The sequence below is a fragment of the Paraburkholderia caledonica NBRC 102488 genome (assembly GCF_000685095.1).
Classification (GTDB): Bacteria; Pseudomonadota; Gammaproteobacteria; order Burkholderiales; family Burkholderiaceae; genus Paraburkholderia; species Paraburkholderia caledonica.
This window is the reverse complement of sequence record NZ_BAYE01000004.1, coordinates 18868-40128: the sequence shown is the minus strand read 5'-3', so window position 1 is coordinate 40128 and position 21261 is coordinate 18868. Positions and strand designations below refer to the sequence as shown.

15 protein-coding genes are annotated in these 21261 nt (G+C 63.3%); 6 read left to right on the top strand and 9 right to left on the bottom strand.

The features are described from left to right. Nucleotides 1-55: 55 nt before the first annotated feature. The 4 genes from BCA01S_RS09615 (at nucleotide 56) to BCA01S_RS09600 (ending at nucleotide 5742) form a co-directional block, all read left to right on the top strand. Nucleotides 56-1594 (top strand): sensor domain-containing diguanylate cyclase, encoded by a 1539-nt coding sequence (locus BCA01S_RS09615; protein WP_084166838.1) that lies wholly within the window; start codon nucleotides 56-58, stop codon nucleotides 1592-1594. A gap of 84 nt (nucleotides 1595-1678) precedes the next feature. Then, the gene (locus BCA01S_RS09610; RefSeq protein ID WP_027776723.1) at nucleotides 1679-2305 is read left to right on the top strand and encodes a DUF2239 family protein; all 627 of its coding nucleotides are present in this window, start codon (nucleotides 1679-1681) and stop codon (nucleotides 2303-2305) included. A 397-nt stretch (nucleotides 2306-2702) separates the two neighbouring features. Next, entirely contained in the window at nucleotides 2703-4268 is a 1566-nt protein-coding gene (locus BCA01S_RS09605) for a methyl-accepting chemotaxis protein (protein WP_027776722.1), read from the top strand. Between the two features lie 166 nt (nucleotides 4269-4434). Next, entirely contained in the window at nucleotides 4435-5742 is a 1308-nt protein-coding gene (locus BCA01S_RS09600; protein WP_027776721.1) for a solute carrier family 23 protein, read from the top strand. A gap of 66 nt (nucleotides 5743-5808) precedes the next feature. On the opposite strand, the gene BCA01S_RS09595 is transcribed toward BCA01S_RS09600, so the two are convergent. Then, nucleotides 5809-7458, bottom strand: a complete 1650-nt coding sequence (locus BCA01S_RS09595) for a Na+/H+ antiporter (RefSeq protein WP_027776720.1) — start codon at nucleotides 7456-7458, stop codon at nucleotides 5809-5811. A gap of 461 nt (nucleotides 7459-7919) precedes the next feature. Between BCA01S_RS09595 and BCA01S_RS09585 the strand changes: the two genes are divergently transcribed. Further along, nucleotides 7920-9188 carry a sensor domain-containing phosphodiesterase gene (locus BCA01S_RS09585; RefSeq protein WP_027776719.1) on the top strand — a complete coding sequence of 423 codons (1269 nt, stop codon included), beginning with the start codon at nucleotides 7920-7922 and terminating at the stop codon, nucleotides 9186-9188. Between the two features lie 44 nt (nucleotides 9189-9232). Next, nucleotides 9233-9937 (top strand): copper homeostasis protein CutC, encoded by a 705-nt coding sequence (locus tag BCA01S_RS09580; protein ID WP_027776718.1) that lies wholly within the window; start codon nucleotides 9233-9235, stop codon nucleotides 9935-9937. A gap of 96 nt (nucleotides 9938-10033) precedes the next feature. Here the strand turns inward: BCA01S_RS09580 and BCA01S_RS09575 are convergent, their stop codons facing one another. The 8 genes from BCA01S_RS09575 to BCA01S_RS09540 form a co-directional block, all read right to left on the bottom strand. Then, entirely contained in the window at nucleotides 10034-13621 is a 3588-nt protein-coding gene (locus BCA01S_RS09575) for an indolepyruvate ferredoxin oxidoreductase family protein (RefSeq protein ID WP_027776717.1), read from the bottom strand. Between the two features lie 262 nt (nucleotides 13622-13883). Next, entirely contained in the window at nucleotides 13884-14846 is a 963-nt protein-coding gene (locus BCA01S_RS09570) for an ion channel (RefSeq protein ID WP_027776716.1), read from the bottom strand. Between the two features lie 240 nt (nucleotides 14847-15086). Then, nucleotides 15087-15332, bottom strand: a complete 246-nt coding sequence (locus BCA01S_RS09565) for a hypothetical protein (RefSeq protein ID WP_027776715.1) — start codon at nucleotides 15330-15332, stop codon at nucleotides 15087-15089. Nucleotides 15333-15391: 59 nt separating this feature from the next. After that, nucleotides 15392-15622, bottom strand: a complete 231-nt coding sequence (locus tag BCA01S_RS09560; protein WP_027776714.1) for a hypothetical protein — start codon at nucleotides 15620-15622, stop codon at nucleotides 15392-15394. A gap of 131 nt (nucleotides 15623-15753) precedes the next feature. Beyond that, nucleotides 15754-16665 (bottom strand): carbohydrate kinase family protein, encoded by a 912-nt coding sequence (locus BCA01S_RS09555; protein ID WP_027776713.1) that lies wholly within the window; start codon nucleotides 16663-16665, stop codon nucleotides 15754-15756. Next, nucleotides 16662-17945 carry an AGE family epimerase/isomerase gene (locus tag BCA01S_RS09550; protein WP_027776712.1) on the bottom strand — a complete coding sequence of 428 codons (1284 nt, stop codon included), beginning with the start codon at nucleotides 17943-17945 and terminating at the stop codon, nucleotides 16662-16664. The genes BCA01S_RS09555 and BCA01S_RS09550 overlap by 4 nt, the downstream gene beginning before the upstream one ends. Continuing rightward, nucleotides 17942-18928, bottom strand: coding sequence for a LacI family DNA-binding transcriptional regulator (locus BCA01S_RS09545; RefSeq protein WP_027776711.1), 987 nt, complete (start codon nucleotides 18926-18928; stop codon nucleotides 17942-17944). The genes BCA01S_RS09550 and BCA01S_RS09545 overlap by 4 nt, the downstream gene beginning before the upstream one ends. A 259-nt stretch (nucleotides 18929-19187) precedes the next feature. Further along, entirely contained in the window at nucleotides 19188-21044 is a 1857-nt protein-coding gene (locus BCA01S_RS09540) for an EAL domain-containing protein (RefSeq protein WP_027776710.1), read from the bottom strand. Nucleotides 21045-21261 lie beyond the last annotated feature (217 nt).

Sequence of the window (21261 nt, the reverse complement as noted above, 5' to 3'; positions counted from 1 at the left end):
ATACGCGATCCCCGATGGACGCGTCTTTTCCTTCTCTAGCGCGTGAAGACCGCGCATGCCCAAACCGAACTCAATGGTCACGCGTCGTCCAAACATCATCATTGCGATCAGTGGCGTGCTGGCCAGCGCAATCCTTGCCATTGCAGTGTGGGTGCTGGCGCAGATGCACGACGACGCGTTGCGGCGCGCGCAAGATTCTGTGTTCAACGTCTCGCTGCTCGTGGAACGCGACGTGTCGCGCAATCTGGAAATCTACGACCTGTCGATACGCACAGTGATTGAAGGGCTCAAGCAGCCACGCGTGCTGCAACTGGAGCCTTCGCTACGTCAAATGGTGTTGTTCGACGGTTCGGCATCCGCGAAAGACATGGGCTCGATTCTCGTGATCGACGAAACCGGCTATATCAAGTTCGATTCGCAGTCCGTTACGCCACGCCATGTTTATCTCGCCGACCGCGACTACTTCAAGGTGCATCGCGATTCGCCCAACATAGGTCTGTACGTGAGCCACCCGTTCATGCCGCGCGCAACGGGCACTGACATGAGCATCGGCTTGAGCCGGCGCATCTCGCGGCCGGACGGCAGTTTCGGCGGCGTGGTGGTCGGCACCATGCGGCTCAAATACTTCCGCAGCCTCTTCAACGGGATGAATCTCGGCGCCGGCGGTTCGATGGCTCTCATGCTAAGCGACGGCACGATGCTGATGCGGCGTCCGTACGATCCAAAGACGATTGGCATCAATCTGACGGGTACTTCCAACTATTCGCGCTTCACCGCGCAGCCGAGCGGCGACTTCTTCGGCACTGCGGCGATCGACGGCGTCGAGCGCTGGTACGCGTTTCGCCATATCGACATGTATCCGCTGATTCTCGATGTCGCGCTGTCCACGCGCGACATCTACGTGGGCTGGCGGCGGCGGGCATGGATCATTGGCTCGCTGATCGGCGCGCTCGACCTTACGCTGATCGCGCTGGCCGTGCTTTTCGCGCAGCAGATGCGCCGCCGTCTTCTCGCCGAAGAAGAGTTGCACAGGCTCGCGCGAACGGACGGTCTCACGGGAATGGACAACCGCCGCACCTTCGAGGAAGCCGCGGAGAAGGAATGGCGTCGCGCGCAGCGCAACGACGGATCGCTCGCCATGCTGCTAATCGACGTCGACAGTTTCAAGGGCTTCAATGACCTGTACGGTCACTCGGCCGGCGACGACGCGCTGATCGCGGTAGCTCGCTGCATCACGCAAGAGGTGCGGCGGCCCGGCGACACGGCGGCGCGCTACGGCGGCGAAGAGTTCGCCGTTCTGCTGCCGGACACCGACGAAGCGGGCGCCATCTGCATTGCAGAGAAAATCCGCGCGGCGGTCCAGGCGCTCGCGCTCGGGCATGTGGCGAGCTCCCACCACGTGTTGACGGTCAGTATCGGCGTAGCCACTACGCAAGGCGAGGCCTTCACGATGAGCCGCGCGCTCGTCAATGCGGCAGATCAGGCTTTGTACGCCGCCAAAGACGGCGGCCGCAACCGCGTCATGTCATACCGAACTGTAGGAACCGGCGCGTCGGCAACGGGCCGCGCTTTCATGGTGGTGGCCGGCCATTGAGTTCGGCTGAATATTATCCGGGTAATATGTTGATTTCTAATTTAACCCGGATATAATTCGACAACTTCTCAAATGGAGTTTGTCGTGACCACGCATCGCACCACCAGCACCACCTGCACTGCCTTCGAAGGCCATCGCCTCATCGCCTCGGGTGAGTTGCCCGCAGTCGCGCTCGCCGTCAAGGAAGTAATTGAGCGAGGTGAGCAAGCGCCCATTCTGGTTTTCGACGACGCCACGGCCGCCCCGGTCGAATTCGATTTGCGCGGCACTGCTGAGGAAATTGTCGCGCGCCTGGTTCGCGAGTCGTCCGCTGCTCATTCGCATAACGATGCAAGCAACGACGCCGAGCCCGACACCCCACGCGGTCGCGGACGCCCCAAGCTAGGCGTCGTCGCGCGCGAAGTCACCTTGTTGCCGCGGCATTGGGACTGGCTGAACGCGCAACCGGGCGGCGCGTCGGTTGCGTTGCGCAAGCTCGTGGAGACGGCGCGCGCAACTGGCGAGCAGCGCGAGCGCAAACGTGCGGCGCAAGAAGCGGCGTATCGCTTCATGACCGCGGTAGCCGGCAACCTGCCGGATTACGAGGACGCCACTCGCGCGCTCTATGCGAGCGATCAACCGCGCTTCGAAGAGAAAATCGCCGGATGGCCTGAAGACGTCCGCGCCTACGCATTGCGGCTCGCCGGCAGCGCGTTCGAAGCGCACATGTGAATCGCGTCGAACGCGGCGCCCAGGCGAAAAAAAACCGCTCACACTCGGGTGAGCGTGAGCGGAAAAGTCGGAGAGGTACAACAACATCGCATGCGCTACATGAGGTCTACGCAGCAGGAGAAGTCTAAGAGGCGAATGAGCACGCTTCTATCGGACTAATCTCAAACCCATACATGTGCGTTCGTCACGGTTCCGTCTTCCAGGCATTCCTTACATTATCCTGTCCCGCTTATTCCGGGCATTTATCGCTTCAGGTCCGCACCGTCAGCGCCGTAAAAGGAAGGTAAGCGCTGCTATGCCTCCACGTCCTCCGTGCATGACTCACCGCAACGAGTCGTGACATGCTTGCGCCGATGCAGCAGCGAGCATTCCGTTGTGACTTCCGAAGGATGTTCAAATGAAGTGGTTCGACCGCATGACCGTGTTCAGGAAACTGCTGCTGGCCTTTGCCGTTGTGATTGGATTTTGCGTGGTGATCGGTGGCACTTCGCTGAAAACGCTGTCGTCGATGCATGACATCACCGATGCGATCTGCGACAAATACATGGACGGCCTCTACTGGCTCGAAGAGGCGAATCGCCACAAGATCGATGCCGACCTCGCCGCCGCGAATCTCGGCTACGTGAAAGACGATGCGGGGCGCCAGAAGCTGAAGGACAGCATCGTTGGCTCCCTCAAGATGATGCATCAGGGCTACGATCAATATCGCGCGACTATCGTCACCGCAAAAGGCCGCCAGATGTTCGGCGACGTGCTGGGCAAGTCGGCGGAGTGGGAAGGTATCGTGCATCAGCAGATCGGCCTCGCGCCGATTCCTGCCGGCGTCGACAACGACGAACTCGTGCGCCGCGCGATTGCGTCGAGCGAAGCATTGCGCGAGCGCATCACGGCGTTGATCGACTATCGCCGTCAACAAGGCAACGACGCGCAGGCCGAAGCAGCCAGCGAATATCAGCGCATGCGCGTTGCGATGGTCGCGCTGGTGCTGGGGGCGATCGCCGCGGGCGGCGTGCTTGCTGCAATGATCGCGCGGCGTCTGTCGCGTCAGTTGGGCGGCGAGCCGGACTACGCAATGCAACTCGCCAACCGTATCGCCGACGGCGATCTCAGCGTGCGCGTCGAGACCCGCGCCGGCGACACGCACAGCATGCTCTACGCGCTGCGCAACATGCGTGAGCGGCTCGCCACGATTGTGTCGGGCATCAGCGAATCGAGCGAATCCATTCTGACCGCGTCAGGCGAGATTGCACAAGGCAACACCGACCTCTCGCAGCGCACCGAAGAGCAGGCTGCGGCCTTGCAGCAAACGGCGTCGAGCATGCAGCAACTGACGTCGACGGTGAAACAGAACGCCGAAAACGCTCAGCAGGCGGGCGGCGTCGCGCACGGCGCATCGGAAGTGGCCGCGCGCAGCAGCGGTCTTGTCGACGATGTCGTCGAAACGATGCGCGAACTGGCGGCCGGCTCCAAGCGCATGACCGATATCATCGCGGTGATCGAAGGCATCGCGTTTCAGACCAACATTCTGGCGCTCAACGCCGCGGTCGAAGCGGCACGCGCCGGCGAACAGGGGCGCGGCTTCGCGGTCGTCGCGGGCGAAGTGCGCTCGCTCGCCCAGCGCAGCGCGGTGTCGGCGAAAGAGATCAAGGAACTGATCGAGAGCTCCACGGCACGCGTGGGCAGCGGCGCGGAACTGGCCGAACGGGCCGGACAGACGATGGCTGAAGTGACTCAGGCAATCAAACGCGTGACGGACCTGATGGGCGAGATCTCGTCGGCGTCGCAGGAGCAAAGCACGGACATCGAGGGCGTGAATCGCGCCGTCGCGCAAATGGACGACGTGACCCAGCAGAACGCCGCGCTCGTAGAGCAGGCTGCGGCTGCTGCCTCGTCGATGGCGGATCAGGCGAGACAGCTGCAGCAAGCGGTGACTGTGTTTTCGCTCGAAGCGACGCGGGGGTGACCGGATTCACGTCATCGCGCGACGTGCCGTTTCCACTGACTGCACACCATATTGTTCACGCTTGCCACCTCCAATGGCACTCCGTACACTCGCGCGTAATTCCCGCACGGCGTTTGTTTTTTGCGCCGTCGTCACGAAAAACGCCGACTAGAGGAGAACCCCCGCGATGGCCGATTCCTATTTCCCCCGCTGGCGCGCACAGCCAGACGCCGTCGAGGGGCGCATCGTCGCCACCGACGAGCGCCTCGCGTGGCCGCAGATGTTCGCGATGGGCATTCAGCACGTCGTCGCCATGTTCGGCTCGACGGTGCTCGCGCCGTTGCTGATGGGCTTCGATCCGAACCTCTGCATCTTCATGTCGGGCATCGGCACGCTGTTGTTCTTCGTGCTGGTCGGCGGCCGCGTACCGAGCTATCTCGGTTCGAGCTTCGCGTTCATCGGTCTCGTGATTGCAGTCACGGGCTACGGCGGCCACGGGCCCAATATGAACATTCCGCTCGCGCTGGGCGGCATCATCGCGTGCGGCGTGGTGTACGCGATCATCGGGCTGATCGTGTCGGCGGTCGGCACGCGCTGGATCGAAACGCTGATGCCGCCGGTCGTGACCGGTGCGATCGTCTGCGTGATCGGTCTGAATCTCGCACCTATCGCGGTGCGCGGCGTGAGCGGCAGCAACTTCGATTCGTGGATGGCGTTGGTCACCGTGCTGTGCGTCGGCGCCGTTGCCGTGTTTGGGCGCGGCATGCTGCAGCGTCTGCTGATTCTGGTCGGCTTGCTGATGGCGTATGTGATCTACGCAATCGTGACGAACGGCCTCGGCATGGGCAAGCCGATCGACTTTTCGATCGTGGCTAACGCTGCGTGGTTCGGTATGCCGCACTTCACGGCGCCTGTGTTCGATATGCGGGCCATGACGTTGCTCGCGCCGATCGCGGTGATTCTCGTCGCTGAAAACCTTGGCCATATCAAGGCGGTAAGTGCAATGACGGGAAAGAACCTCGACCGCTATATCGGCCGCGCATTTCTCGGCGACGGGCTCGCGACAGTCGTCTCGGGTTTCGCCGGCGGCACGGGCGTGACGACATACGCTGAGAACATCGGCGTCATGGCGGTGACCAAAATCTATTCGACGCTGGTGTTCGTCATTGCCGCTTTGATTGCTCTGGTGCTGGGCTTTTCGCCGAAGTTCGGCGCGGTCATCCAGACCATTCCGGGGCCGGTGCTCGGCGGCGTTTCGATTGTGGTGTTCGGTCTTATCGCGGTGACGGGCGCGCGCATCTGGGTCGTCAACAAGGTCGACTTCTCGGACAACCGCAATCTGATCGTGGCAGCTGTCACGCTGGTGCTCGGCGCAGGCGACTTCTCGCTGAAGCTTGGCGGCTTCGGTCTTGGCGGCATCGGCACTGCGACTTTCGGCGCGATCATTCTCTACGCACTGCTCAGAAGGAAGCCGGCGCAAGGCCCGGTGGCCTGACGGTTTTGGCGGCGGCGCGCGTACCTTCAATCGAGGGCCGCCGCCGCAACTCGAGCAGTAGCCGGCTCACTTCCTGCGCGCGGTCAGCGCCGTCTCCGACAGATCGACTTCGCGCATGAGCTTGTTGAACGTCTCGTCGTTGATGGCCTGACTGCTGCGCAAGCTAAGAAGCACCTGACGCTCCGCGCGCATCGCCGAGAGCTTCATGCGAAATTCCAATGCATCTGCGCGCCGTGCCATCTCGCGCGGTTTCCGCTCCTCGCCGAGTGCGGTGAGCCTGCGACGATAAATGTCCATCACGCGCGCGGTGACATCGGCCGCATATGCCGAGGCGGATTCGTCGAGATTCGCGCACTCCTTGTCATGCACGTCGTCAACAGCGCGAATGGCGGCTTGCGCGGCCATCACACGTGCAAGCGTTTCTTCCGCTGCATGCGGGTCCTTGCCGCGGCGCCATCCGCGCAATAGCAGCGGCAACGCGAAGACAGCGACGAGCAGCGACAACAGGATCACGCCCGATGCGATGAATATCGCGAGGTCGCGCCCAGGCAACGGTGCGCCGTCCGGCAGCATCTCCGGCAGCGACAACACGCCTGCCAATGTCACGGCGCCGCGCACACCCGCGACCGTCGTGACCCCCACCGTGCGCAATCCGGGCACCGCGTTCGCGACGCCCTGCCGCGCCGCGCCGCGGCTCGCGAACCAGCGCAGCAGCCAGACCCACACGAAGCGCATCGTGTAGAGCGCCGCCGCAACAGCCGCGATGTACCCGATCAGCAGCCCGACTTGCACGTTGCTGGTTTCATGCGCGTCGAGCAGCGCGCGGCCGAGAATGTGCGGGAACTGGAGCCCCAGCAGAATGAACACCATCCCGTTGAAGACGAACTCGATCATGGTCCACGTACTGCTCGCGCGCACTCGCGATGCCACCGGCCCGGACGTCGCAAGCGTCGTGTAGTTCATCATCATGCCGGCCGCGACCGCCGCGAGAATTCCCGAGAGTTCAAGGCGTTCTGCGATCAGGTATGCGGCGAATGGAATCAGCAACGTCATGATGACGCCGGGCGCAGGGTCGCCTTCTTCGGCGAGATTCAGAAAGCGCACCGCGATAAAGCCGAAGAGCCAGCTCACCGCCGCGCCCGTCGCGAGACCGCCCGCCGCGATGATCACGAAGCTGATCGACGCGTCGCGCAATGAAAAGACACCGGTAAGCGCGGCGGCGATCGCGAACTTCAGCGCGACGAGGCCGGAGGCGTCGTTCATCAACGCTTCGCCTTCCAGGATGTGCATGAGCCTGCCTGGAATCTTGCCCTTGCCCGCGATGCCGGAAAGCGCAACCGCATCGGTCGGCGACAACACGGCGGCAAGTGCGAACGCGACGGGCAGCGACATCGACGGTACCAGCGCATGCACGAAGTAGCCGACGGCGAGCACCGTCATGAACACAAGGCCGAGCGCGAGCATCAGGATCGAGCGGCGCGCCATGAAAAATTCGCGCTTCGGAATGCGCCAACCGTCCGCGAACAGCAGCGGCGGAATGAACAGCATCATGAAGATTTCCGGATCGAACGTGACGTGTAATCCGAGCTTCGGCCAGGCGAGCATGGCGCCGATTGCGATCTGAACCAGCGGCAACGGCAATGGCGCGAGGCGGGTCACGACACCCGACCCGGCCACGGCAAGCAGAAGAATCAAGACGGTGAAGACAATTTCCATCGGTACGACACTTGGAAGATAACGGAGAGGTGGACAAAGGTTTTTGCGCCGGCGCGTCGCACCTCGCAAGGCCGGCGCGCAAGCGGCATGTGGCGCGTCGGCGTGCGTCGCGCGGCGCGGCGCGCCGCGAGCGCCAAGTGTAGACCGCGAGTTTAGCTTGTGAGTTTGACCTGCGCAGCGTGGCTGCGCCGCGCGGCGTGCTTCGGCGACTCCACGAGGGCCGCTTGGCGCTCCGCCAAAGCGGCTAATCCTCGCTGCACGCTAAAGGTGCGTCCGCGCCCTGCTGTGGCGCACGTGCCATGCCGTCGGTGCAATCTTTCACGCGAGTTACATGGCTATGTGCGCGAGCGCGCGCATGGAGCTTGCTTAAGCCATGTCGATGACGCACATTTTGGAGCAATGGCGCCGTGGGTTGTTCGCACCCGCGTTCGACCGGCCCGGCTCTCGCGTGAGAGGATTGCATGACGATTGCGCAACAGGAAAGGACGGCCAGCGCGCGCCACGGTTTCGACGTCGAAATGACGTCCGGCCTGGAACGCTTCTCGGTGCAGCACGGCGAGCTGACGCTCACGAGCGTGTTTCAACCCATCTTCAGTCTGTCGCATATGCGGGCGGTCGGCTACGAAGGCTTGCTGCGCGCGCACGACATGCTTGACCGGCCGGTTTCGCCGCTCGACGTGTTCGGCGAGGCGGCGCGCGTGGGCGATGTGCTGCAGCTGGACCGTCTCGCGCAGACGCTGCATCTGGAAAACTTCAAGGTGCTGGGCGCCGAACGCGAATGGCTGTTCCTCAACGTGCACCCCGGCGCGCTCACCGATCCGTATCTGTCCGCTGCATTACTGGCTACGCTCAAGCGCCTCGGCTTGTCTCCAAGGCGCATCGTGCTCGAAGTGCTCGAGCAGCGCGCTGAAGATCTGGAACGTCTCGCGGATGCCGTGCGTCAGTTCCGCGAGCGCGGCTTCCTGATCGCACTCGACGATTTCGGCGCGGGACATTCGAACGTCGAGCGTATCTGGCAATTGAATCCGGACATTGTGAAGCTCGACCGCATCATGCTGTCGCACGCGGCGCACCGGGCCGACATGGGAACGATTCTGCCGGGCCTCGTCGCGTTGCTGCACGAAGCGGGCAAGCTCGTGCTTGTCGAAGGCGTCGAAACGGAACACGAGGCGCAAATGGCGCTTGCCTGCAACGCCGACTTCGTCCAAGGGTTTTTCTTCGGACGCCCGAACCCGGCGGCGGCCGACGCCACGCACGCGGCGACCTGCATCGGCGAGCTCACCGAACGCTATCGCGATCAGACGGAAGCACTCGAGCGCCGCACCGCGAGCCGCCTCGCGCCCTATCTGCGCGCGTTCGAACGCGCGGCCGAGCGGCTTGCTGCCGGCGAGCCGCTCGAAGAAGTGTGCTGGAATTTTCTCGCGCTCGATCACGCCGCGCGCTGCTTTCTGCTCGATTCGAAAGGGCGGCAGGCGGGGCGCAACGTCGTGCTGCGGGCCGATCGCGCGGCGCATGAAACGCGCTTCCTGCCGCTTGCCGATGCGCAAGGCGCGAACTGGCTGCGCCGTCCGTACTTTCGCGATGCAATCAACTCGCCCGAGCGCGTGCATGTGACGCGTCCGTATCTGTCGATCAACGAAGCGTTGCCGTGCGTGACGTTGTCGGTGGCGACGCGCGTCGGTGCGCAGACCTGCGTGCTGTGCGGCGACATCGACTGGATCGACGAATAGCGCTTCTGCGATGATGTCGTTTTCAACGACACCCGGCTGCGCTCATGTCCGTTCTACTCGAAGTCATTGCCACTACTGTTGCCGACGCACGGCTCGCCGCGCAAGCGGGCGCCGACCGGCTCGAACTCGTGACCGCGATGGGCGAGGGCGGGCTGACGCCGAGCATCGGCTTGATCGAAGCGGTGGTCGATGCGGTCAGCATTCCTGTCAATGTGATCGTGCGCCCTCACAGCCGTTCTTTCGTCTACGACGCCGACGACTTCGCGGTGATGCTGCGCGACGTGCGGGCGGTGAAGGCGGCGGGCGCGAACGGTGTGGTGATCGGCATGTTGAACGCGAACGGCGAGATCGACCGCGAACAACTTGCGCGTGCGATCGGCGCCGCAGGTGATCTGGCGATCACTTTCCATCGTGCGTTCGACGAAGCTCGCGATCAGCAAAAAGCGCTAGACGTGCTGCTCGGTTTCGATGCGGTGACGAATGTGCTGACCTCGGGCGGCAAGCCTTCGGTGCTCGATGCGGAAGCGACGATTCGCGAACTGGCGCGCCAGGCGGCAGGGTCGCGCTGCACGGTGCTGGCAGGCGCGGGTCTGACTGTCGATGCGGTCGCGGGCTTCGTGAGCAGGACGCGAGTCGAAGCGGTGCATTTCGGGTCGGGCGTCCGCACGGGCGGTAACGGGCTCGCCCCGGTCGATAGCGAAAAGGTCGCGCAGGTGAGGGCATTGCTGGATGCCCGGACGAAAAGCTAGCACGCGGCCTGAATCGCCAGGCAGAAAAAAAGCCGCTACGTGCATGCGCACGAGCGGCTTTGTTGTAGGCGTGGGCAAGCCCGACGGCCGTAGCGCTTACTTCGCCACTACCACAGGAATGCCGCGCAACTGCCCGGCGCCTTTCACTTCCTCCAGCGATTTTTTAACCGACGCTCCTGTCGCCGCTTCGATCTGAAGACGCGCGGCGAGATCGCGCTCGCTCCGCTTCACGCCCGCGAGATTCGCGAGCTTCACATGGCCATAACCGCGCACACGGGCATGCAGGTCGGCGAGCTTCGCGACGTCGTCGAGATTGTCGGCGTTAAGCTTGGCAAGCGCTCGCTGCAACGTGGTTTCGTAATCGTCCGCGAGTTCGTGCTCCATTTTGCGCTCGAGCGTGCGGCCAAACGGATCAAGCATCGTGCCGCGAAGGCCGCGCACCTTTGCGAGTACGCCGAGGACCGGCCACATCCATTGGCCGAAGGTTTTCTTCGTCGGATTCGCACCGGAATGCGCGCGCGTGAGTGCGGGCGGCGCGAGATTGAACTTGATGCCGAAGTCCTTGCCGGCCACGCCTTCGAATTGCGCCTCGAGTGCCTCGCGGAACGCGGCATCGGTATGCAGGCGCGCAACTTCGTATTCGTCTTTCACCGCCAGCAGACGATAGAACGTCGTAGCCACCGCACGCGTCACGCGTTCGCTGTTTGCGTCGACCGCGCTTTCCGCACGACGCGCAGCATCGACCAGCGCACGATAGCGCTTCACAAAGCTTGCGCCGCCGTAAATTTGCAGACGGCCTTCGCGATGCGCAATCAGTTCGTCGAGCGTATCGACGCGCACCGTCTGCTTCGCGGCGTGTCGCGCCTGCCACAGCGATTCGAGTGCGGCCGGGTCTTCCGCAGCGAGCCGGCCGATGGAAAACGCCAGCTGATTCATCTGCACGGCCACGTTGTTCAATTCGATTGCGCGCATCAACGCGCCGAACGACACGGGCACGAGACCAAGCTGCCACGCATAACCGAGCATCAGAATGTTAGCGCCGATGGTGTCGCCGAGAAAACGCGTGGCGAGCGCCTGCGCGTCGCAAGTCGACATGCGTTCAGCGCCGGCTGCATGGCGCATTTTGTCGATCAAAGCGTCGGCATGCAGCGTGGCGTCCGGGTTCTGCACGAACGTCGCGTTCGGAATGGCATGCGTGTTGACGACGATGCGCGTGCGGCCATGACGCACCGTCTGCAATGCATCGGCACTCGCGCCGACCACCATGTCGCAGGCGAGCAGCACGTCCGCTTGCTGCGTGTCGATGCGAACCTGGTTGAGCCATTCGTCGCGCGCGGCAAAGCGCACGAACGACAACACCGAGCCGCCCTTTTGCGCAAAGCCCATGAAGTCGAGCACCGACGCGCTCTTGCCTTCCAGATGCGCAGCCATGCTGATCAATGCGCCAACCGTCACGACGCCCGTGCCGCCGACGCCCGTCACCAGGATGTCGTACGGTGCGGCATCGAGCTGCGTCGCCGGCAGCCGCAAGGCGTTGATGCGTTCAGCCAAAGCTTGCGGATCAAACGCGGCGCCCGCGGCTTTTTTCAGCTTGCCGCCTTCGACTGTCACGAAGCTCGGGCAAAAGCCGTTCACGCACGAGTAGTCTTTATTGCACGACGATTGATCGATGCGACGCTTGCGTCCCAATGCTGTTTCGACGGGTTCAACCGACAGGCAATTGGACTGCACGCCGCAATCGCCGCAGCCTTCGCAGACCTCTTCGTTGATGAAAAGGCGCTTGTCGGGATCGGGGAATTCACCCTTTTTGCGGCGACGCCGTTTTTCTGCGGCGCACGTCTGGTCGTAGATCAGCACGGTCACGCCGTCGGTGTCGCGCAACTCGCGCTGCACGGTGTCCATTTCGCTACGGTGATGGAACGTCGTGCCCTTCGGGAAAAGATCGTGATGGCCGTCGTATTTCTCCGGCTCGTCGCTGACCACCACGAAGCGCGACACGCCTTCGGCTTCCACCTGACGCGCGATCTGCGGCACGGAGATGCTGCCGTCCACGGGCTGGCCGCCCGTCATCGCGACGGCGTCGTTGTAGAGAATCTTGTACGTGATGGTGGTTTTCGCCGCAACCGCCTGACGGATCGCGAGAATACCGGAGTGAAAGTAGGTACCGTCGCCGAGATTCTGGAAGACGTGGCGCGTCTTCGTGAACATCGAATGCGACGCCCAGTCAACGCCTTCTCCGCCCATCTGAATGAGGCCGGTCGTGTCGCGCTCCATCCACGAAGCCATGAAGTGACAGCCAATGCCTGCGTGCGCAATCGAGCCTTCGGGTACTTTCGTCGACGTGTTGTGCGGACAGCCCGAGCAGAAATACGGCGTGCGCTTCACGCTGTCCGCGGCGTTGGAGAGAATTTGCGGCGCGACCAGATCGACCACACGTTCGCGGCGATCCAATGCGGGCTTGTGCTTCGCGAGCCAGTTGGCGAACACCGGCAAGATGCGCGAAGGCCGCAATTCGCCGAGCGACGAGAGCAGCATGCTGCCGTCTTGCGCCTGCTTGCCGATCACGGCAGGCCGCGCACCTTGCGTGCGGTTGTACAGATAGTCCTTGATCTGCTGCTCGATGACCGGGCCTTTCTCCTCGATCACGAGCACTTCGGAAAGACCTTCGACGAACGTGTCGATGCGCGTCATTTCCAGCGGGAACGACAGGCCGACTTTGTAGATGCGCACACCGGCCGCATCGAGATCGGCGACGGTCAGGTCGAGGCGGCGCAACGTTTCCATCAGGTCCAGATGCGCCTTGCCGCATGTGACGATGCCCACGTTCGCATGCGGGCTCGGCGCGATCCATTTGTCGATGCTGTTGGTTCTAGCAAAGTGACGCACAGCGTCGAGCTTCGCGTGCATGCGCGATTCGATAGTGAGGCTCGGCAGATCGGGCCAGCGATTGTGCAGGCCGCCCGACGGTGCTTCGAAATCCTCCGGCGCGCTCCAGTCGGTCCGCAACGCATCGAGATCGACGGTCGAGCCGGATTCGACTGTCTCGGAGATCGCCTTGTAGCCGACCCAAGCGCCCGAAAACCGCGACAGCGCCCAGCCGTACAGCCCGAATTCGAGCATGTCCGCAATGTTCGACGGATTCACGACCGGCATGTGCCACGCCATCATCGCAAAGTCGCTCTGATGCGGCATCGACGAAGACACGCAGCCGTGATCGTCGCCGGCTACAACCAGTACGCCGCCGTGCGGCGACGAGCCGTACGCGTTGCCGTGCTTCAGCGCGTCGCCCGCGCGATCCACGCCGGGACCCTTGCCGTACCACATGGCGAACACGCCTTCGACGGTGCGCTCCGGGTCCGCCTCCACGCGTTGGGTGCCGAGCACGGCGGTGCCGCCGAGTTCTTCATTGATGGCGGGCAGGAAGCGAATATCGCTCGCGCTGAGCAGTTTCTTCGCTTTCCACAATTGCTGATCGACCATGCCGAGCGGCGAGCCCCGATAGCCGCTGATGAAGCCCGCGGTGTTCATGCCGCGCGTGCGGTCGAGCGAGCGTTGCATCAGCGCGAGGCGCACGAGCGCCTGGGTGCCGGTCAGGAAAATCCGGCCGCGCGTCGCGGTGAGATTGTCGGACAGCTTGTAGTCGGAAAGAGCGGGCGTGCCGTCGATGGGCAGGCGAGCGGTCATAGGTGAGTCTCCAATCCCATACGTGATGGATGCTGTTGTATCTTCGGCGCGCGTCCTCAGGCCGACGAGGGCCGCAGCGAAAGAGACTCTATTTTTTAGCGCCAATCGGAGTGGATTTTTTCTACTTTGCTGGCGCGTCGGCGAATGAGCGCGAGGAGCGCCCGGTTTCAAGCCTCTTTTGAGATAGATATGCCACGCGAACGGTGGCTACGGGTATGCCCTGGGGCGATAAGGGCGATGGCTCGGCCCGTGATTTGCCCGATCAAACGTTCGATACGGCGCCTGTCACAGGCGCTTCATCCAGCGGCACGATCTCGTCAAAATGCGAATAGTCGATATGGCTCACGCCGTCCCGTTCGCTCATGATGTCGACAAACCGGTGCTGCCAGTAGATCTGATCGCACGTCCACATGTGGCGTGCCTGCATGGTCTGCGACGTCGATTCGTCGACGCCTTCCAGCGTGAGCAGCAGCGACGTGTCGCGTGCTTTTAGCGTCTCGGCGGTCTCGCCGAAAAGCGGACTTGTTTCGTCGATCACATGCATGATGCTCCAGCCGAGCTTGAAGACCGGATGCTGATCGCGCACGAGTGTGAGGTCATAAAGCTTGCGAAGCGTATAACCTTCTGGAGTCGTTTCCCGGCGCATAATGCGCAGCCGTGCATGTGCTTCGGCGATCACGTTCTGGCGTCCGTTGGCCGAGCGGACCATCAAGGTCATGTGACCGTCGAGCGGCCGGATGATCGCGTAGCGGGCGAACATGATCTTCGCGTGCGGACGCGAGAAGCGCGCGAAAATCAGACCCGTTGCCAACGCAATGCTCGACATACCCACGAAGATTTCAAGCGTCGCGATCCAGTGCGCGTACACCGTTTGCGGATGCATGTCGCCATAACCGACCGTGGCCAGTGTTTCGACGCTGAAGAAAAACGCGCCGCCGAAGCCCGGCGGGTACTGGTTGGCAATGGACGCGTTGCCGAGCATATAGAGCGCGGCGAATGTGGTGTTCAGCAACAGGAAGATCACCGCGAGGCTGACGAAAAACATCGGCCAGCGCACCACCAGCGCGCGGTGATAAAGGTCCTGCCAGAATCGCGTCGGCATGCCGTGCGCGATCACTACGCGGTCGTCCAGACGCAGTTCACGGCTGCCGCGCGAAGGGCTATTTTCTGCGCTGACTTCCTCCCGTCCGATGCGGGCAAAACGGTCCGACGGTTCAGTAGCCATCGCGTACTCGTGGAGATGAAAACGGCGCAAGCGTAGCACGCGGCCTCGCTCGCGGAGCGCGATCTTCAGCGCGTCGAACTGGAGCGAAAGAAGGTGTGCGTTTTCTACGCCGTGGCGGTGCGGCGGGGGCGCTTCTGCGGCATTTGAACGCGCCTGAATGCCGCATTCAAATGCCGTTTGCGATGCCTGCTAGCGGTGGCGCAAGCGCTAAGACTGGCACGGGCGGCCGGCCGCTCAGCTTTACGGAAATGCTCGCGGCTTCGGAATGCCTGCGCCGTGCTCGATGTCGTCGACGGCTTGCTGGTGTGCCGCAGCGATGGCTTCTGCTTCGTCGGCATAACCGTTGTCGCCGCCGATGGTCGTCCACGGCTTGACCGCTTTCTCCCGATGCCTGATTTCGTACTCCGAGTCCCAGCGCGCGCCGCTGAGTTCGATTGGGCGGACGTGAATCGAGTACACGCCGTAGAGGAACAGCTGCTCAACCATGATCGCCTCCGACCATTGCGTTCAGGTGGCGCGCCGCGAGATGCGCCGCGCCGGTCTGCCTAGAGTTCGATTTCCCCGAGTATGCGATGAGCGAGCGCCTTCGCTTCTTCCAGCGCCTCGCCCGGTGTGGACGAGGTAGCTTCGACTTCATAGACCGTGGTTTCCTGGTCCTGGCTCGCCTCGCCTTCGTCGCGCGCGAGTGTGACTACGCCCTGCCAGGTGTCCGCGTCGACCTCTCTCACCGTCGCAGTGGCCGTGTAGATGCCTTTGGTGTAGGTGATGTCCTCCATGGCGTCGCTCCTTGTTCCAAAGGTTCCGGTGATTTCATCCTAGCACGGCGATGGCGCTTCGGCTGAAGCCCCATGGCGCGCCGCCTCGCGACGACGCGCGCTGGTCCAACCGGAAAGATAACGCCCGCGCGTTACAGCAGCGCGACGACTTCATCGAGCGACGGTGCATGCGCGCCCGCGTGCCGGCAGGCCGCCGCGCCGGCCGCCAGCGCGAACGCCAGATGCTCCGGCCACGCGCGCTGCGAAGCGGTCATCAGACTGAACAGCAAGCCGCCGATGGACGCATCGCCGGCGCCGACCGTATCCACCACCTCGACGCGCGGCGGTCGCGCCTCGAAAGTCGCTGCGCCGTCGATCAGCAGAGCCGTTTCCGGTCCACGCGTGACGAGTACGGTGGCGGCCGGATTCATCGCGCGCAACTGGGCAAGCGCATGCGCTTCGTCGTCGGTCTTGAAGAGCAGGCGCAGGTCTTCGTCCGATACCTTGATGAGGTCGGCGAGCGCCGCCATTTTGCGTAGCGTGGGCTCGTACCCGTGCTCCATCAGATTCCTGTAGTTCGGGTCGAAACTGATCTTCACGCCGCGCGAGCGCAGTTCGGCGGCCAACGCGGCGAGCGTGTCGCCGAGCGGTTGCCGCACGAGGCTGATGCAGCCGAAGTGCGCCCACTTCACCTGCTGCATCCAGCCTGCCGGCAGATGCGCGGGATCGAAGGCGAGATCGGCGCCGTTTTCGCCCATGAAAAAGTAAGCAGGCGGATGCGTGCGATGAACGATCGCGAGCAAAGGCGGGCGCTCCACGCGCTGCATGAAGCGCATATCGAGCCCTGCCGCGACGCTCGCGTCCCACAGTTCGTCGGAGAAATTGTCGACGCCGAGCGAGCCCGCGCATGCGGTCGGCAAGCCGAGCCGCGCGACGCAACGCGCCACGTTCCAGCCCGCGCCGCCGGGACGCGAAAGCCATTGCGAGGCGCCCGTGCGCACGAGATCGGTGAGGATATCGCCCGCCGAAACGAAGACGGGTAGTTCGTTGGACACGTGGCTCATTTTGCGTGCTCCGTGGCGACGGCCGCGGCGGTTGGGCCGTCGGCCAGCGCATGCGTCAGCACCTCGTAGCATGCGCCCATGGTGTGATAGTCGGTCTTGCCGGCCGGACTCTTTTCGTCGCTGTATTTGCGGTTGTCGCAGGTGAGGATGCGATACCACGCGCCGTATTTGTGATCGACGAAGTGCGCCCAGCTATAGCGCCAGATCTCGTCGTACCAGTCCCAGAAACGCTCGTTGCCGGTGCGCTTGCCGAGCAGCGCGGCGGTCGCGAAAGTTTCCGCCTGCACCCAGAAGTACTTGTCGTGGTCGCACACGGTGCCGTCCGGGCCGAAGCCGTAATACAGGCCGCCATGGTCTTCGTCCCATGCGTGCGTCATTGCGGCGTCGAACAGTTCGATTGCGCGCGGCAAGAGCCAGGGCAGCGGACGATAGCGCTCGAGAATCAGCAGCAGCTTCGCCCATTCCGTTTGATGCCCGGGCTGGAAACCCCACGGACGGAAAATGTTCGAGCTGTCTTCCTCGTTGTAGTGCCAGTCGACCGACCAGTCCGCGTGAAAGTGCTCCCACACGAGCCCTTGCGAGAGCTTCGCCTGACGCAGCGTGATGTTCGACGCCACGCGCTCGGCGCGGTCCAGATACACGAGGTGGCCGGTCGCTTCGTGCGCGGCGAGCAAGGCCTCGGTGGTGTGCATGTTCGCGTTTTGCCCGCGATACGAACTCACATGCCATTCGGGCGATGCCTCGTCGGCATAGAGACCGGCGGCGGCGTCCCAGAAGCGATGCTCCATCAACTCGAAGGTCGCGCCGATCATGGGCTTCGCTTCCTCGATGCCGGCCATCGCCGCATGCGAGTACGCGAGCAGCACGAACGCGAGGCCGTAGCAGTGGCGCGTGGCGTCGAGCGTGCGCTTCCTGCCGTCGCTCCATTCGATTTCCCAGTCGTAACCTTCCTGCTGCGCGTCCCAATGCGCGTCGCGCAGAAACTGCAGGCCGTGGCGCGCGTATTCCAGATGCTTCGGGTCGCCGAACTGCCGATACGCCATCGCATAGTTGAAGACGTAGCGGCAGCTGCTCACCAGATGTCGCGTGGTTTTGTCGTAGACGGAACCGTCGTCGCGGAAAAAATGGAAAAAGCCGCCGCTCGGATCGAACACATTGGGCGCGTAAAAGCGCAGCGTGTCCTCGACATGGGAGAGCAGAAACTCGCGGCTGCGAAAGCTGGCGACGGCCGGCACGGCAGGCGCGCCGTTGGCGGAAGGAGGCGTAGCGGATAGCGTCATGGCGTTTTCACCAAAGTACTGGCACGGGCAATGAGATGAACGGGCAAGCGGACTTCTGTTTCTGCCGGCGCGTCTTCGAGCAGCAACTCGACGCCGCGGCGGCCGAGCGCTTCCTTGTCGACCGCAACGGTGGACAGCGGCGGCGTGGCGTGAGCGGCGGCGGGAATGTCGTCGAAGCCGATAATGGCGATGTCCTCCGGCACGCGCACACCGCGCGCGAAACAGGCGCGCAGCGCCGCGAGCGCGGCAGCGTCGTTGTAGGCAAACACGGCGTTTGGGCGTGGGCCGGGCGCATCGAGGAGTTGCTGCATCGCCCGGGCCGCGCCGCTGTCGGGATCGAGTCCGGCGTCGATCGTGACTTCGAGCGACGGGTCGAACAGAAGTCCCGCTTCGAAAAAAGCACGCCGATAACCGAGCGCACGCTGCGCGATGCTGAAGTGCGCGAGCGATCCGCCGATGAACGCCACCCGCTTGCGACCCTGTTCGAACAGATGCCGCATCGCAAGCGCGGCGCCGGCCGCGTTGTCGAGATTCACCGAACGCAAGCCGGGCGCCCAGAGATCGATCAGCACGAGCGGACGCTGCATGGCGACGAGCGTGGCAAGCGTCTCCGGTTCGACGAAGCCGGCAATCGCTACGGCGTCGGGCGCATGCAGGCGCATCTGCTGGATGACGTCTTCAGTGGGACCGGCGGTCAGCACCGACGGCACGATTCCGCGCTCCCGGCAGGCGTCTTCCACGCCATGCAAGACGTGCGAAAAGAATGGGCTGACGGCGAAGTTGTTGTGCTGGCGGTGCAGCAGAAACGTTAGACGGCGGATGCGCGGACGCAATTGGCCCGCGTCATAGCCCAGTTCGCGCGCGGCCTCGACCACGCGCACGCGTGTGGCCTCGGACAGGCCCGGCTGGTTTTTCAGTGCGCGTGAGACGGTGCCGATCGACACGCTGGCCGCACGCGCGACGTCGCGGATGGTTATCGCCATCGAAGCAGGCGGCCGTGGTAGAGCGGCCGCATGTGTTTGGGTCCGGGCGATTGTATAGTAAAACGGCCGACAAACAGCGTTAGAGCGTCGTGGATAGCACCCGTAAATACCCGTAGTTGTTGGCCTTTTTTGTATTTTTTTGTTTAGTAAAATTGCTAAACACGTGCGGGGTACACGCGTTTCATGGTGCCGTGAGCTTGCGCAATAACGGTAGTCAAGGCTGGAAATGCGGCCTTCCCAAACGGCCGGCGCCGCTTCGTCAATCGGCGGGCGTCGCCGCTGCTTCTGACTGCCCGCGCAACAAGGCCACGCTTTCTTCGGCGTCGATCAGCACGAATCCGCTTGGTTCGAGCTTCGCGCGCCGCTTGGCCAGCGCCGCGACCGTGGCGATTTCCTCGCTGTTATAGAGCGACGCGCCGCCGGTCGGCTCCGGCTCCACGCGCACGCAACCAATTGCCATCGTGACGAAGCCGAAGAAGGTCGGATTGCCACGCCGGTCTTCGCCGTGAATGCCGCCGGCCAGACGGTCGGTTGGCGCGTAGAAGCGCTGCGCGCCCTCGTTGAACACGTGAATCGCGCGCAGCACGCGCTCGCGCCAGTCGTCGCTCTGGAACAGGATGAGGAAGTCGTCGCCGCCCACGTGACCAAGAAAGTCGCGCGTCGGATCGCAGACGTCGGCGAGCACCGCAGCGGCGAACTTCAGTACCTCGTCGCCTTGCCAGTAGCCGTACTGATCGTTGAATGGCTTGAAGTGGTTCAGGTCCACATAGCAGGCGTAGAAGCCGGCGTGATTGCCGACGAGCCGCACAATGTGCGAACTGATCGGGATGTTGCCCGGCAGGAACGTCAGCGGGTTGGCGTAACGCGCCGCTTCGATGCGCACCTCGGTGACCGCTCGCACGAGGTTCTCGCCAGTGCCGAGTCCCGCGTACTTGCCGTTTTCGGTGATGACGAAGCCATCGGCGAGATAGCGCTGATCGTCGCTTGCGAGGAGCTTGGCCATCTGCTCGACGGTCATCGATTTCTCTATCACTACCGGCGAGGCGTTCGCGAAGAGCAGGCATGGCCGCTTGCCGAACAACTCGCGGTGATACGGCAACGCGTAACGGTCCATGAAGCTGCGGCGGTTGATCAGCGCAACCGGTTCGTCGTGCTCAACCACGGCGACGGCGTGCAGATCGGGCAGACGGTTGAAGAGCTCCAGCACGTCGTTATTGGTTGCCTGGCGCGGCAAGGCGGGCGCGTGCACGAGCATCTTTTCCGAGGCCATGCCGCCCGATGGCGACGCGCCGCCGAGCGTACGCGTCGCCTCGGGGAATACGGCGATGTGGCCTGCGCGCAAGGCGTCGCGGGCGTCGTCGGTGACTTTGCTTGGCGGCTGCGCATGCGGACGGCCAAAGAAAAAGCCCTGCCCACAGCCGATTCCCATGTCGCGCACGACGATCAGATCGGCCTCGTTCTCGATGCCTTCGGCCACGAGGCGCGCGCCGCTCGCGCTCGCGAAGTGCTGCATTGCGCGAACGGCCTCGAACTTCAATGGATCGCAGGCGATGTCGTGAATGAAGAAGCGGTCGATTTTCACGACGTCCGGTTGGAGTCGCACCCACAGATTCATGCTCGCGTTCGCGGTGCCGTAATCGTCGAGTGCGAACTGCGCGCCTGCCGTGCGCAACGAGGCGATCACCGGCAGGAAACTGCCGACGTCGGCGATCATGCTCTGCTCCGTCAACTCGATCACGATTCGCTGTGGATCGACGCCGCGATGGCGCAGCAGCGCGAGTGTGTCGTCGGGTACGGCGGCCAGACGCCGAAGCGCGCCTGCACTGAAGTTCAGGAACAGCTTGCCGTCGTGGCCGAGTCTCGCAAATGCGTCGATACAGGCGCGCGCGGCGGCCTGTTCGAGTTCGATCGTGCAACCTTCAACGAGCGCTTGCGAAAAGAGCGCGAATGGCGTCTCGAGCGATGTGCCGGCCGGCCCGCGAATCAGGCCTTCGTAGCCGAGAATCGCGCCGTCCTCGAAGTCGATGATCGGCTGGAATACGGCGGACAGATCACGCCGGGCAATCAGGTCCTCGATGCGCGGCGCAGCGATTCCGGAGGGCGAGCGAAGTTGCATGGCAGGTTGACGTAGCGATGGACCTTCGGCTTATCGACCTGTGCTGCGGAGAATTAAGTGAACTTTTAGTGAAGCGTTGCACTGGTGTGGTGCGTTCGACTGCGGGGAGTCTTCGCACGCGGTCGTGCGCGGCGTGGAGGCGCTTTAAGAGTTGGCCAGGAGGCGCCTAGGAAGCCGCCTATGCCATCGGGCCGAGGCGACAACCGTCGCCGATGAG

Coding starts and splice junctions, on each gene's coding strand:
- BCA01S_RS09595 (WP_027776720.1), bottom strand. CDS start 7,458: ATGGAAATTGTCTTCACCGTCTTGATTCTTCTGCTTGCCGTGGCCGGG.
- BCA01S_RS09575 (WP_027776717.1), bottom strand. CDS start 13,621: ATGACCGCTCGCCTGCCCATCGACGGCACGCCCGCTCTTTCCGACTAC.
- BCA01S_RS09560 (WP_027776714.1), bottom strand. CDS start 15,622: ATGGAGGACATCACCTACACCAAAGGCATCTACACGGCCACTGCGACG.
- BCA01S_RS09570 (WP_027776716.1), bottom strand. CDS start 14,846: ATGGCTACTGAACCGTCGGACCGTTTTGCCCGCATCGGACGGGAGGAA.
- BCA01S_RS09605 (WP_027776722.1), top strand. CDS start 2,703: ATGAAGTGGTTCGACCGCATGACCGTGTTCAGGAAACTGCTGCTGGCC.
- BCA01S_RS09580 (WP_027776718.1), top strand. CDS start 9,233: ATGTCCGTTCTACTCGAAGTCATTGCCACTACTGTTGCCGACGCACGG.
- BCA01S_RS09555 (WP_027776713.1), bottom strand. CDS start 16,665: ATGAGCCACGTGTCCAACGAACTACCCGTCTTCGTTTCGGCGGGCGAT.
- BCA01S_RS09615 (WP_084166838.1), top strand. CDS start 56: ATGCCCAAACCGAACTCAATGGTCACGCGTCGTCCAAACATCATCATT.
- BCA01S_RS09600 (WP_027776721.1), top strand. CDS start 4,435: ATGGCCGATTCCTATTTCCCCCGCTGGCGCGCACAGCCAGACGCCGTC.
- BCA01S_RS09540 (WP_027776710.1), bottom strand. CDS start 21,044: ATGCAACTTCGCTCGCCCTCCGGAATCGCTGCGCCGCGCATCGAGGAC.
- BCA01S_RS09565 (WP_027776715.1), bottom strand. CDS start 15,332: ATGGTTGAGCAGCTGTTCCTCTACGGCGTGTACTCGATTCACGTCCGC.
- BCA01S_RS09585 (WP_027776719.1), top strand. CDS start 7,920: ATGACGATTGCGCAACAGGAAAGGACGGCCAGCGCGCGCCACGGTTTC.
- BCA01S_RS09550 (WP_027776712.1), bottom strand. CDS start 17,945: ATGACGCTATCCGCTACGCCTCCTTCCGCCAACGGCGCGCCTGCCGTG.
- BCA01S_RS09545 (WP_027776711.1), bottom strand. CDS start 18,928: ATGGCGATAACCATCCGCGACGTCGCGCGTGCGGCCAGCGTGTCGATC.